The sequence below is a fragment of the Pleurocapsa sp. PCC 7319 genome (assembly GCF_000332195.1).
GTDB lineage: Bacteria > Cyanobacteriota > Cyanobacteriia > Cyanobacteriales > Xenococcaceae > Waterburya.
Genome location: NZ_KB235924.1, coordinates 7,650 through 20,066 on the forward strand (window position 1 = coordinate 7,650; position 12,417 = coordinate 20,066).

11 protein-coding genes and 4 pseudogenes are annotated in these 12,417 nt (G+C 38.5%); 8 read left to right on the forward strand and 7 right to left on the reverse strand.

Features of this window, described 5'->3' with window-relative positions:
- Positions 1–683: pseudogene (locus PLEUR7319_RS37505) on the reverse strand (IS5 family transposase); the annotation flags it as partial.
- A 145-nt stretch (positions 684–828) separates the two neighbouring features.
- Here PLEUR7319_RS37505 and PLEUR7319_RS0133155 point away from each other — a divergent pair.
- The 3 genes from PLEUR7319_RS0133155 (at position 829) to PLEUR7319_RS0133170 (ending at position 5,465) form a co-directional block, all read left to right on the forward strand.
- Positions 829–1,077: a DUF433 domain-containing protein gene (locus tag PLEUR7319_RS0133155; RefSeq protein ID WP_026102939.1), complete on the forward strand. Its 249-nt coding sequence runs from the start codon at positions 829–831 to the stop codon at positions 1,075–1,077.
- A gap of 6 nt (positions 1,078–1,083) precedes the next feature.
- Positions 1,084–1,446, forward strand: coding sequence for a DUF5615 family PIN-like protein (locus PLEUR7319_RS0133160; RefSeq protein WP_019509550.1), 363 nt, complete (start codon positions 1,084–1,086; stop codon positions 1,444–1,446).
- Positions 1,447–2,465: 1,019 nt separating this feature from the next.
- Positions 2,466–5,465, forward strand: coding sequence for a LamG-like jellyroll fold domain-containing protein (locus tag PLEUR7319_RS0133170; RefSeq protein ID WP_019509551.1), 3,000 nt, complete (start codon positions 2,466–2,468; stop codon positions 5,463–5,465).
- On the opposite strand, the gene PLEUR7319_RS42355 is transcribed toward PLEUR7319_RS0133170, so the two are convergent.
- The 3 genes from PLEUR7319_RS42355 to PLEUR7319_RS0133180 form a co-directional block, all read right to left on the reverse strand.
- Entirely contained in the window at positions 5,453–6,148 is a 696-nt protein-coding gene (locus PLEUR7319_RS42355) for a hypothetical protein (RefSeq protein ID WP_202804343.1), read from the reverse strand. The two genes, PLEUR7319_RS0133170 and PLEUR7319_RS42355, sit on opposite strands and share 13 nt — an antisense overlap.
- Before the next feature lies 1 nt (position 6,149).
- Positions 6,150–6,695, reverse strand: a complete 546-nt coding sequence (locus PLEUR7319_RS42360; RefSeq protein ID WP_019509553.1) for a hypothetical protein — start codon at positions 6,693–6,695, stop codon at positions 6,150–6,152.
- 96 nt (positions 6,696–6,791) lie between these two features.
- Positions 6,792–7,313 carry a restriction endonuclease gene (locus tag PLEUR7319_RS0133180; protein ID WP_019509554.1) on the reverse strand — a complete coding sequence of 174 codons (522 nt, stop codon included), beginning with the start codon at positions 7,311–7,313 and terminating at the stop codon, positions 6,792–6,794.
- Between the two features lie 229 nt (positions 7,314–7,542).
- Between PLEUR7319_RS0133180 and PLEUR7319_RS0133185 the strand changes: the two genes are divergently transcribed.
- From PLEUR7319_RS0133185 to PLEUR7319_RS0133195, 3 genes are read left to right on the forward strand one after another with little or no spacing between them, the layout of a single operon-like run.
- The gene (locus PLEUR7319_RS0133185; protein WP_019509555.1) at positions 7,543–7,743 is read left to right on the forward strand and encodes a hypothetical protein; all 201 of its coding nucleotides are present in this window, start codon (positions 7,543–7,545) and stop codon (positions 7,741–7,743) included.
- A gap of 2 nt (positions 7,744–7,745) precedes the next feature.
- Positions 7,746–8,045, forward strand: coding sequence for a hypothetical protein (locus PLEUR7319_RS0133190; protein WP_019509556.1), 300 nt, complete (start codon positions 7,746–7,748; stop codon positions 8,043–8,045).
- Positions 8,020–8,379 carry a DUF5615 family PIN-like protein gene (locus PLEUR7319_RS0133195; protein ID WP_019509557.1) on the forward strand — a complete coding sequence of 120 codons (360 nt, stop codon included), beginning with the start codon at positions 8,020–8,022 and terminating at the stop codon, positions 8,377–8,379. The genes PLEUR7319_RS0133190 and PLEUR7319_RS0133195 overlap by 26 nt, the downstream gene beginning before the upstream one ends.
- 276 nt (positions 8,380–8,655) lie before the next feature.
- Here PLEUR7319_RS0133195 and PLEUR7319_RS0133200 read toward each other — a convergent pair.
- Positions 8,656–8,925 (reverse strand): annotated as a pseudogene (locus PLEUR7319_RS0133200) (IS5/IS1182 family transposase); the annotation flags it as partial.
- 82 nt (positions 8,926–9,007) lie between these two features.
- Here PLEUR7319_RS0133200 and PLEUR7319_RS43785 point away from each other — a divergent pair.
- A pseudogene (locus tag PLEUR7319_RS43785) lies at positions 9,008–10,055 on the forward strand (ISAs1 family transposase).
- A 5-nt stretch (positions 10,056–10,060) separates the two neighbouring features.
- Here the strand turns inward: PLEUR7319_RS43785 and PLEUR7319_RS37515 are convergent.
- Positions 10,061–10,634, reverse strand: a pseudogene (locus PLEUR7319_RS37515) (transposase family protein); the annotation flags it as partial.
- 62 nt (positions 10,635–10,696) lie between these two features.
- On the reverse strand, positions 10,697–11,704 hold the full coding sequence (locus PLEUR7319_RS37520; protein WP_019509560.1) for an ATP-binding protein: 1,008 nt from the start codon (positions 11,702–11,704) through the stop codon (positions 10,697–10,699).
- Positions 11,705–11,970: 266 nt separating this feature from the next.
- Between PLEUR7319_RS37520 and PLEUR7319_RS37525 the strand changes: the two genes are divergently transcribed.
- Positions 11,971–12,288, forward strand: coding sequence for an IS630 transposase-related protein (locus PLEUR7319_RS37525; protein ID WP_019503386.1), 318 nt, complete (start codon positions 11,971–11,973; stop codon positions 12,286–12,288).
- Positions 12,289–12,417 lie beyond the last annotated feature (129 nt).

The window sequence follows — 12,417 nt, forward strand, 5'->3', positions numbered from 1 at the left end:
GATTTAATTGACGATTATATTTTTTCTGTTCCTTGGTTAATTTTCCGCCTCGGGGTTTTTTGATAGGGGTTTCACTATTCCCATGAATTTTAGTGATTCCTTGATATCCTTTATCCCCTATAACTTTAAGCAATTGATGAAATCTTACCTGACTACTTTTAAATAATCTAAAATCATGAGTTCTCCCTTTTTCATGATCTAGACATATTATCTTTCCTGTTTTTTCTCCAAAGACTACTTGGGTTTTTAAAGTATGCTCTCCTTGTTTTCCACGCATTAAATCTTTTTTGATGTTTTTTGGGTCTTTCAATTGGACTTTCCATGACATCCATTAAAATTAATTTTTCATTAAGAGCATTTTTCAATAACTTTTTCTTCCCTGGTAAACTGAATTTTCGAGATTGAATTAAAATATTTTCAACTTTTTTGACTATACGACATACTGTAGATTCGGCTAGTTTCCAATCTTTTGATATATGAAAGTAGGTTCGATATTCTCTCCAGTATTGAAGTGTTACTAAAACCCGATCTTCAATAATTAATTTGGCTCGACGCCCTGGTTTTTTCTTCTGTTTTTCTTCTGCTTTTACCAAGCGTACCATTAACCGAAAAGTTTGTCGTTTAACTCCAGTAAGCCGCTTAAATTCTCTTGACGGAAGTTTAATAGCTTGCCAATATTTCATGTTTGATTAATAAAAAAGTAAAACTTCTTAGCATACCACAAAATATTTTTGCAAGAGTTCTTCCTTCCTGCCACACTTGAGCCTTCCCATTCTTAACTTCCAAAGCAATAGATTATGATTAATGATTATCGGGCTTGAAAAATCCATGAATAATTATCAACTCAAAAATTTAGAGCGTATTACCTTTGACCCTCGCATCATGGCAGGTCAGGCTTGTATTCGCGGAATGCGTATTCCCGTATCTTTAATCGTCAATCTAGTAGCCAATGGTAAGCCTTTTGAAGAGATTTTATCGGAGTACCCAGACTTAGAATTGAATGACATCAAGCAATCCCTACAATATGCAGCATTATTAACGCGAGAACATGTTTACCCTTTCTCCACTACTGCTTAGAGCAAAATGAAATTCTTAGCCGACATGGGTATTTCTCTGCGTACTGTCGAATGGTTGCGCCAACTTGGTCACGATGTAGTTCATCTGAGGGATAGGGGATTGCAAAAACTCCCAGATGCTCAAATTCTCGCTTTAGCCCTTGTCGAACAGCGCATAATTTTGACTATAGATTTGGACTTTGCTCAATTATTAGCTATCAGCAAGCAAGCCTTACCTAGCGTCATTCTATTTAGGTTGGGTAATGAAAACTATGACGAGATTAATCAACGGCTGATTGAGATTTTAAATAATTGCCAGCAGGATTTAGAAACAGGGGCAATTGTCTCTGTGAATAATGAGACTTTTAGAGTTAAGAAACTACCAATCTAAAAAACGGGCGATTGCGCTCCGCGCACCAGCAGAGCTGATCGCCTGATTTCAAGCGCGATACTTTCTCTTTCTTTTTGGGTATTCATAGTCTTAATTACGACCATCAATATAGATTTACTGCCGATATCACCTATCGGCTTTCTTTCTCTGACAATTAACCCGTTTTTAACCTCTATACTGTGTTGACTAAATAGTCAATTTAAAAAGATCTATTTATACTACATTCTGTATTAACTCTGAACTCTGAATTCTCAACTCTGAACTCAATGAGTTCTTACTCTACTTTTCTTGAATTTTTGTTTCTTTTTTGTTGTTTTTAATCTCTCAATACCTTATTCTATATATACTTTAGCTTCTTTAAGCCTCTATTTACTTCTCTTCAATTCCCTCAATTTATTGTTATCTATTCTTCTATTTTATTTACGATAATATTGATTTTTATTAAATTATCGCTTTGCTTTTCTTTACTCTACAATTACTTTTTTCTCAAATCTCTTCCTAGATCCACCTTTGAGAAATTATTTAATTGTTAACAAATATGTGACTAAAGGATAGCGTTTGAACAACGCCTCAATTCCGTTCAGCTTGAAGTCTTAAAAGCCAAAGCCAGACAAAAACTTCCTCCTCTTTAAATCTCTATTTACTTCTCTTTATTTTCAGCATTTTACTGTTACTTATTATTTTCTTTTATTAATGTAATTATTGATTTTTATCAAATTATCGCTTTGCTTTTCTTTACCTAGATATCCCTTTTTCTCTATTTTTTTCCTTAGGAAACCTTGTAGCGATTGTTTAATTGTTAAGATATATGCAACTAAGCGATAGATCACAAAGAAAGTAATAAACTAGGTTCGGAAAGTGATTAGATTAAATATTCTAATTATTACAAAATAACTTTTTAATTATTACAAAACAACTTTAAATTTAAATTTTGCGATCGCAGGAGCTATGCCTCACTCAATTGTCCAGCTTGTTTCTGCGAAATTCCTTACCATCTTATAGAATTCAAGGGAGTTTTTATGCTCGCATACGGATTTATCACATTCTTGGGTCTAGATTCTGAGTATTACTTGAAATATGAGATTGATGCTGAGACTGGCTTCAAGATTTATTGGATTAAAGGACTCAGCAAGAAACGCTATAGTCAGCAAAAACTCTCCGATTTTTTATCTGAATCATCAGTTGCTCAAATTCTACAATCTGGAACCCAAGAAATTGATAAAGGGCTTTATCAAGCTAGCCTAATCTTGTCAGGATTGCCGGCCTCCCCTAACGATGCATTCTATAACATTCGGATTACTTACAATGGCAGTTCATTTTCTTTAGGTGTTAAGTCTGACGAGCCTTTCGGATTTAGTCCCAAAAAATCGACACACTTCAAAGACTTGGATCTGACATTCACCCAAGAGCTTCAACCCGAAAAATCAGACAAAGAACTAACTGTTAATGGGAGCGTAAAGGCTGTTATCTCTGGTCAAGAGATTTTACTTGAGGCACAAAAGTTGAATCAGTCTCAACTAATTTTTCAGTACAACTCAGCGAATCCGCAGACAATCCCGATTAAACCCTGGGGTAATTTGGCGTTGACAAAGTTTACTGTCAAATCGGGGTTAGAGCCACTTCAGCCGCAGGTTCTCTATCTGTTTGGAGAAAAGTCGGGAGAATGGATTTATGATTACTCCCTAATTAATACAGAAGATGCGCCAGCCATCGACTTACACATTAAAACCCTCGAAACCATTGAGCGGAAGTTAGGATCTATCTTAGTCAAAGAAAAAACACTGATTGCGAGTCAAAATGATAATTTAGAAGACTCAGGAGAAAGCTCTGCTGCCAAACTGATCAAAGCTTTCCGAAAGACAAACAAACTCAGCATTGCTGCCTGGATTAAGCCCAGCCCAAAAAAGCAGTTAGGACCAGCCAGAATCGTTACCCTATCCCAAGACATTCACAACCGCTATGTGACTCTTGGTCAAAACGATGCAGAATCAGGAACGCCTGAAAATAGAGATCAAGATCGGTATGTTGTTCGATTTCGTATCAATAAGGACGATAAAAACGGAACAAAGGAAGCACTAACAACAAATTACGATCCAGTTGGAACAGAGCCAATCTACATTGTCTATACATTCTCTAGGGAAAAATCTGATGATAAAAATGCCAAGCTATATTTATATTTCAACGGATTCCTTAAAAAATCACAACCCGTTGTGATTGGCGATCATCCCTGGGGTAATGATTCTAATGATTCTGCTTTTAAGTTAGCCCTCGGAAATGAAGTTTCTTTCCTCAAGGACAATAGACATGATCGGTCTTGGGAAGGTGAACTATATGAGGTTGCGATTTATAATTCAGCGCTCACACCAGAAGCAATTTACCAGCGCTATTATCCTTCAATCGACATTGAGGGTGAGCTAGAGTTAGCAAATATGCCCAATCCTTTAACAACCCTAACAGCGAAACTGACCTTAGAGAAAGACTTGGAATCTCAGTTACTGCTTCAGGTATCCCTCATATCCAATTCTCGCCAAGTTACCCCTCAGTTTGAGTTTACGAAGATTGACCTGGAATGGGAAGCAGATCTAAGTGATTCTCCTACATGGGACTTCAAAGCTGGAGAAGTTGAGAGTACTTTATGGGGGAACTCAATCATTTTTACAGTAAAACCCAGTAATACAGACAGACTTGTCCTCAATTCTTCTGAAATAGACATTCAATTAGAATCAGGAGAAATCAATATCCTAAAGGGTTTAGATCTATCTCTTAAACCCAATAATACAGGTGAACTATTGCAGATGTCCTCCACCACTGCTATTTCGGAAATTGAACTGCCTCGATCGCGAGATGGGCGTCCGTTTGATTGGACGGTAGATTTTAAGCTGCTCTTTACTCCCCACGATAAACAGAAGAATAAATTTGCACCACTAGCAATTGAAAACGGCAAAGTCGTCTTGAAGGGAACTTGGTTAGGGGACTCCCTGGTTTTCCATGGCTTGAGGAGGAATGAACAGTTCGTGCTGCAAGGGGAAAGGCGCTTGAGCCTACCGTTCCAAGTGATTCTGGGTCCAATTTTTGAACCGGGTACTTCCCAAAAGATTGTGGAGCGGGTGGCGATCGCTTCAGTTATGGACACTACCCTAACCTTTGAACTGACTGAGTTAGGATTTCTAGCGCGAGTTTCGGGCTCCTTTAATTGGACTGATCAAGGGAACACAGAGGATACAGTAAACACTTTTACAGTGCCTGAGTTTACCCTATCCCGTCCACCCCTGACTCCTAATCAGATCTTGGAAGCAGTTTTGGAGCAACTAATATCCCAGGCGGATGTCATCTTTGCAGACCAGTTCCACCATTCTGCAGACTACTACTTTACTATGGTGGAGCAAAATCCCTTAATCTATTTGGGCGATCGCGACTCCTCTGCTGCCCAAGCTCAAACCACAACATTACCGCAGTTATTCTCTACTGCTGCTTATTCCAATAACACTTCCACCACAGCGGGAATCTTTGCTCTCACGGAAAATGAAGATCAAAGTTGCACCCTCACGATTACACCTACGGGAACTACTCAAAGTGATCTAGCTCAACTCAAAACAGATTACAGCGAATTTATTAGCAAGCTAGATACGAACAGTCATCTGATTCAAGGTGCCCTCACTATGGTCAAAACCCGTATTGCTGAGCGAATACCGTTGCTAGTCGATCAGATCCTATATTACTACTACGGCTTGGATGCAGCCAATGGTGCAGTGGATCTACAAGCAGGGATGCGACTGCGGGTCGATTACCAAAACTATCAGTTCGTTCATCCAGGCCAATCTACAGCTAATTCAGGATTTGTGGGCAGTGGAACCTCCTACTACACCCTCAACAGTTATCGGGATGAGACTAATCTAATGATCAATTTTGATGGTTTTTTGTCCCAAATTCAGCCCTATGTCACCACAGATATTGCCACGGTAGGGGCTGGGAGTAGTCTGGATCTGGTTCTAACGGATTTTGTGGATCAACCACTTTGAAGGGTTTGGCGACCGTTCATCGAGCTAGCAATCAACAAATTGTGAAGCCAATTGTGATGATAGCTAAAACCATTGAGATCGCTAAACGGCGATATCCGTGACGAGCATTTTGAGCGAGTTCTAGCTGCGTAGGGATGGAAATTCCAGATCAGTGCCATCGAACGTAGATATAATCTTACCGACTCCTTGTCACCATGAAAGTATTGCATAGTGTAGAGTAAACGGTCTTGGTGATTCATCAACCGGTCTACCATATTGCTAGTGCGATGAGCTTGGGGAAATTGATAAGCGACTGTGAATTGAGCAGCACGACGGCATAATTGACGCATCTTGCTTAAAGTGCGTTTCCGTCTGATATGTTTTTTGCTCCAAATCAAAGCTAATCGTATTCCTTGCAAGAATTTAGCAGCAGTAGAGGATTTATAAGCTTTCCAGAGCAGAGCTTTGAGCTTGTTTCTTAAATTGCGATAACTGGGGCTTCCTTTCTGCACTTTTAGCACCGCGTGCAAAAAGCACAGTACCAAAGTCACCGTGGGAAATAGATTAAGCCAAGCCTGTTTAGTTCCGTCCCAAGCATCTGTATTGACTGTCACTGGGGTATAATTGGGGTCGAGAAGACGAGCTTCGGTTTGAAATTCTGCGTATCCTTTAGTTAAAGCTGGCGCACTAGCTGATTCGGTCAAGCTAACTCCCAAAATACAGCCAGATGCTACGGTAGTAGGAAGATAAACTCGTGAACCCCCTAACCAAGTATGTTTTTCTATCCGCTACCAGATGTGGAGGCAGTTTTTGAGCGTCTTTGATTGTCGTTCCCACAATCGAGGCTCGACCTAAAGACAGGTAAATACGATACCAGTACATGGCATTACGACCGAAAACATAACTTAAAGCGTCAAAAGGCACACCAAATTGTCTTAAATACATTGGTTTGTCTATTTCGTCGGTTTTTCCTACCATATAAGGCATAATGAAGTCAGGACGCAATTGATAGACCTGCTGATTAGCTTTGAGCTTAATGCGGCGCATTGACAGTTCCTGTTTGCTGGAGACCACCCAATCATGAAAGCTGAACCCTGCTTCCATTTCTCTGGGAAAAATTTCAGGATACTTGGCATAAAGTTGCAGCAAATAGGCTCTATAATTGTGATTATTGGCGATTAGTTGTTGATATTGTTCTTCACTGCTAACGGGTAAACAAATACTTTTATCTCCTCTGATAGAAACTGCCATGCTTGAATTTTTACTGAAAATCAATTGATTGTTTGTTGACTTTATCTCAATTTGATTTCTTTTGTGCTTCAAGCCCCATTATCCTGAGTATTTCTACTACCCACAAAATCCGTTAGAACCAGGCTTGGGTAAATCCTCATCCGATGCGACTGACTTTAAATACTCAATCACTGTAGCTGAAGAATTAGCATATAAAGCAGCTAAAGAACTTGGTTCTCCATCTCCATCAGCAATTACAGCAAAATCAATTCCATCTTGAGTAGCTTTTCTGTGTAAGCTTTCGTATAGTTTAGAATCAACATCTCGACTGGTGACTAAAACCCAAATATCTAAATCTGGAGTTTCATCTTTTGCTTGCTGTAACTCTCCTAAAAGTTCTCTCTCATTTAACTCAGTTGTCTTTTTATATCGCTTACATTCTACAAAGATAGTATTTCCGTAAGAATCACGAGAACTTATATCTCGACCTGCCTGATAGCCAGGTTTTGCAGAATGGAAATGCCGTCCTGTCAGAATTTTTAGAAGTTCGGCGATTAATCCTTCAAAACTACAATCTCCAGTAGCAGCCGACAATTTTGGAATTAAATCGAAGAGTGTATTAGATACGCGATCGCTCATTAGTTCACATAGATGATGTGCAACTTTTTTCTCAGCAGCACTTTAAATTCAACTTTGTCAGCCACCATCATATCTTTTGAATCATTATCCCGCCTCAAAATGATGCTCCTGTTACTCAAACAATTCCTGTCAAACTACTACATCCACGCAAAAATTGATCCTAAAATTCAACTTGTTAGTATGGCTACTTGCTATAATGAAGTCATGCTAACTATTTGAAAGCGAACTCATGCCAGGAACAAAAGCTAGTGGTCGTCCAGGGGGAAATCCAGACTTAAAGAAATACTGTTTTACTACAGATCGCGATGAACCCTTAAGAGAAAGATTGCAAATCAGAGTGCCAGCTTCGATGAAGAAAGAGTTGGAAACTAAAGATAACTGGCAAGAATTTGTTAGGCAAGCGATCGCTGAAAAACTCAAAAACGCATAAACATGACTACTAACACTTCAAAAACTCAATGGCAATATTTAGAGCCACGTTCTCATCCTTGGAGAAAACAGCTTTACATTAAAGGAAAAAGAATTAAGGCATCTGTTATCTATTCAGACATGATTGTTAATAACGATACTCCTTCTGAGGCATCAGAAAATTGGGATTTGCCATTAGCTGCAATCGAAGAAGTTATTGATTATTGTCAGAGCCACCAGAAGCTTTTAGAACAAGAAGCTGCTGAGGAACGCCGTATTGTGCTTGAGGGAGTTACCATTGAGCCTTCAGTTACTCATCGATGAAGATTCTCAAGCTAAGCCTTTAGTTAGCCTACTCCGAAAATCTGGTCATGATGTGGAAACAGCAAACGAAGCTGGTTTATCGGGAAAGGAAGATTTTCTGGTTCTAGATTATGCTAGGGTTAAAAATCGCATATTATTGACTCAAAACTGCGATGATTTTGAAGCTCTTCATCAAGCCAACTCAGAGCATCCAGGTATTTTAGCTGTCTATCAAAATAATGATCGCTCCAAGAATATGAGTCGCAAAGAGTTGGTCAAGGCAATTGCGAACATAGAAACAGCAGGAATTACGTTTGCTAATCAGTTTATCTCTCTCAATCAGTGGAATTATTAAGCTAAATATTACTAAACTACGAGTAGATAACGATCGCGATTATCCAGCTTCTAAATGATGCCCTTGATACTCAAAAGAACTCTTGCAAAAGTTTTTAATGATATGATTAAGGATTATTTTGTTTGAATTTCTAATGATTAAGATAACGGGAATCGAGAGATTTTTTGAGCGAAAAAAGAAGAGTGATCGCTCGTAGTAAAAATTGGCAGCATAAATTGCTTCAGGCAATTAAATAACAACTGAAATCTTGAAAATTAATTTAGTTTTCAATCAAACTTATCGAGCTAATTCGTAATTATAAATTCCAGCAATTAAATTACTTCTTAACCCAAATCTGCGATGACGATTTCGATAGGGATAAGATAAGATTTTAAATATTTTTAGCCTACGGTTAACGTGTTCCACAGCAATTCTCAACCGATTTAGTTCACGATTATATTTCTTCTGTTCTTTGGTCAACTTTTTCTCTCTAGGTTTCTTAATTGGGGTTTCACTCAAATTATGGATTTTAGCAATTCCTTGATAGCCTTTATCCAGGGCTATTTCATTCTAGGTGATATTGTAATTGTGGTAGTGTAAATAAACTAGAAAAGTGAGTGAAATAGCGATAATAGAAGCATTCTCTCGAATGCCAGATCGTAGAAGAAAACAGGGAACAAGGCATTCATTACAATTATGTTTGGCTCTGTTTACACTGGGGGTGACAGCAGGCAACCAAGGCTTTCTTGCGCTCGGAGATTGGCTAAAATCGTACAGTGAAGAATTAAAAGAGTTATTTGAAGTCAGAAGAATCCCTTCTTACAGCACAATTAGGAGAGCATTATTAAATTTGGATTACGAGGAGTATTCAGCTAGATTAGCAAGTTTTTTTGAAATCAAACCGTTAGCAGGTGAGACTTTGGCATTGGACGGAAAAGTGTTAAAAGGCTCATACTTACTTTCGTCAGACAACCCTCATTGTGAGCCACACAAGGCAATCACATTAGTTACGGCTTACCTAGTTGAAAGAGGACTAATCCTAAGACCAGAAAAAGTTAAAAACAAGAGTAATGAAATTACCGCAATACCCAAATTTATTGAGGCTTTAGCCGTTGAAGGGGTAGTTTTTGCATTTGATGCAATCAATACACAAAAAAACTATTGAAACAATTATCAATAGCGGAAATCACTATCTTGCTGCTGTCAAAGGAAATCAACCCAAACTAGATCAAGCTGTAAAAACGAAATTTGTCGAACATGACAGTTTTTACAATATTTTTAAAGGTCACGGAAGAATCGAAAAACGCAGAGTTAGTACTGCTTACTTAGATTTGAAGTTGCCTAAATGGTCGAGTATTAAAACGCTCATTAAAGTAGAATCAGAACGCCAACTCAAGTATAAAACGGAGTTTAGTACCAGATACTATATCTCTGATTTGACCGAATCAGCCTTCGAGTTTTATCAAAGAATTCGTGGTTATTGGGGTGTAGAAAATAAAGTTCACTATGTTCGCGATGTTACTCAAGGAGAAGACAAATCTAGAATTCGTACCTTACCATTACCTCAGATTTTAGCGATCGCACGTAACTTAGCTCTCAATTTATATCGAGATTCTGGATTTGACAATATGGCTCAGGCACAACGTAAATGCCAATTCAGTTTAAAACAGATTGCTTCTCTTTTTAGAATGAAATAGCCCTGGCCTTTATCAGCTATGACTTTAAGTAACTTATGAAATTTTGTTTGACTATTTTTAAATAGTTTAAAATCATGAGTCTTGCCTTTAGAGTGAGCTAAACATATAATTTGATTGCTTTTTTGCCCAAATACTACTTGAGTTTTCAAAGTATGCTGTTTTTGTTTACCGCTATAAAAACTTTTTTGATGGTGTCTTGGTCTTTCAATTGGACTTTCCATGACATCCATTAAAATAAAATTCTCATCAAGAGAAGAATTTAATAACTTTTTCTTTCCTGGCAAACTAAATTTTCTCGATTGAATTAAGATATTTTCAATTTTTAAGACAATACGACACACATTTGATTCAGAAATTTTCCAGGTTTTTCCTATATGATAATAACTTCTGTATTCTCTCAAATACTGAAGAGTTACTAGGATTTGATCTTCAATTCTTAATTTAGATGGACGACCAGGTTTCTTTTTTGGTTTTTCCTTCGATTTCACTATGCGAACCATCACGCAAAAAGTTTTTTTTAACTCCTGTCATCCGTTTAAATTCTCTTGATGGTAGTTTTTTTGCTTGCCAGTATTTCATTGTTAATTAATCAAAAATTTGACCTTTTACACTATCATAAAAAACTTTTGCATCAGTTTTCACTAAGTTTGTAGTTCATAGCGATTGGCTCTGCCAGTGCGCTTCGCGCAATCGCCCCAAGAGAAAATTACAAATCCAAATATTATACCACCAAAGACTTTTGCAAGAGTTCTAAACAATTCCTGCCGAACCACTGCATACTCGCTCTCATCTTCCGAAGCAGCAGGACGAGCATAGTAAGCTTTATTGCGAATTGCCTGTAAATCTTCAGCATCGCGAATTGAAGCTTTTTTAAACTGAGACAACTGAGCTATTAATCTTTCAATAGTTACTGTAGGAATAATATTAGCTTCTCTTCTCTCCTCATTACTCAGGTTACAGTAAAACTCAGTAGCGCATCGAGTTACGGCATTTGCTATTTCTACTGGAGTCGAACCCTGATATCCCCTGAGCAAACGATACCAATCTCGCTCTGACCAGGGGTCTTGTCCGTCGGCAAACTGAGAGGGAAAATATTTAGCCAGATGAATCAGAAAAATATCCCTAATTGCTCCCCTGTGAGGCAAATCGACAAACCAAATTCCCCCATCATCAAACCTGCGCTTAATCTCAGATGGCAGTAACTGTATGCGGTTGACTGTGGCAATCATTAAGGCATTACTAGTGTGTTCCTGCATCCAGGTCAACAATCGCTGGGATAATCGACGGCTTGCTCCTCCTTCCGACCAGCCAGTAAAACCCTTATCAAAATCATCGGCTAAGATTACGCAGTTATCCAAACAGTCAGCTACCTCTAGTATTTGAGCTAATGCCCGATCGGGATTATCCGCTCCCAAGACATTACCCCAAGATAGTCCCAGTAATGGATAGCCCAATGCTTTAGCAGCAAGTTTGGCTATAAGACTTTTTCCCGTCCCAGGGGGACCCATCAACAGCATTCCTTTTGGCGGTCTGAGATTGTATTGCTTCGCCCCAGATTCGTTGAGTTTGACTACTACTTCATGGAGATATTTTTGGAGAAGGTCGTTGCCTCCTGCACTTTTTACATCGGGTTCGGCGAAGAACTCCAATCCTATTCTGACTTTTCACGGTATCTTGGGTCGAAAAAAAACTAGGTAATAATGTTCGCTAACTTTTGTTCAATCTTGAGGTTTCCTCAACCAAATCTGACAAACCCATTGAAAGTGTACTCATCCCTCGCTCCAAAGCTTCAATTCGACCACGACGTGATAGAGCTTCAACCGCTTTCAAATAAGCTTGACTTCCAGCTTTATAGTCATTCTAAATAGGAAACATATGAAATAATATAAGCTAGATGAGAAATCAATCAGGTTAGATGACTTATAGTGTAGATTTGCGAAAGCGGGTAGTGGACTTTGTAGCGGCTGGAGGCTCCAAAGCCGAAGCATCAAGAAGATATGAGGTAAGTCTATGGTGTGTGAATGATTGGTGTCGAAGAAAGAATTTGACTCCAGCACCACAACTTGGAAGAAAGCGAAAACTAGACTCTCTAGCAATTGCCCAACATATTCAAGAAAATCCAGATGCTTTGTTAAGAGAAAGGGCGCAATATTTTGGAGTGCATACGAGTGCTATTGGGTATGCCCAGAAGCAAATGAAGTTAACTCGTAAAAAAAACGCTGAAATACACTGAACGTAAGCATAGTGAGCGAATCAGCTTTCTGAGAAATTTACGTAAAATTGTCATTCTTGACGGATCAAGCAATTTAGTTTACTTGGATGAATCAGGCTTTGAAGAATATGTCTATCGTCCTTATGGCTG

Bases quoted from the DNA above. Each gene is read 5' to 3' on its own strand.
- PLEUR7319_RS0133155 (WP_026102939.1), top strand. From the start codon at position 829: ATGAATAATTATCAACTCAAAAATTTAGAGCGTATTACCTTTGACCCT.
- PLEUR7319_RS0133160 (WP_019509550.1), top strand. From the start codon at position 1,084: ATGAAATTCTTAGCCGACATGGGTATTTCTCTGCGTACTGTCGAATGG.
- PLEUR7319_RS0133170 (WP_019509551.1), top strand. From the start codon at position 2,466: ATGCTCGCATACGGATTTATCACATTCTTGGGTCTAGATTCTGAGTAT.
- PLEUR7319_RS42360 (WP_019509553.1), bottom strand. From the start codon at position 6,695: ATGGCAGTTTCTATCAGAGGAGATAAAAGTATTTGTTTACCCGTTAGC.
- PLEUR7319_RS0133180 (WP_019509554.1), bottom strand. From the start codon at position 7,313: ATGAGCGATCGCGTATCTAATACACTCTTCGATTTAATTCCAAAATTG.
- PLEUR7319_RS0133185 (WP_019509555.1), top strand. From the start codon at position 7,543: ATGCCAGGAACAAAAGCTAGTGGTCGTCCAGGGGGAAATCCAGACTTA.
- PLEUR7319_RS0133190 (WP_019509556.1), top strand. From the start codon at position 7,746: ATGACTACTAACACTTCAAAAACTCAATGGCAATATTTAGAGCCACGT.
- PLEUR7319_RS37525 (WP_019503386.1), top strand. From the start codon at position 11,971: ATGACTTATAGTGTAGATTTGCGAAAGCGGGTAGTGGACTTTGTAGCG.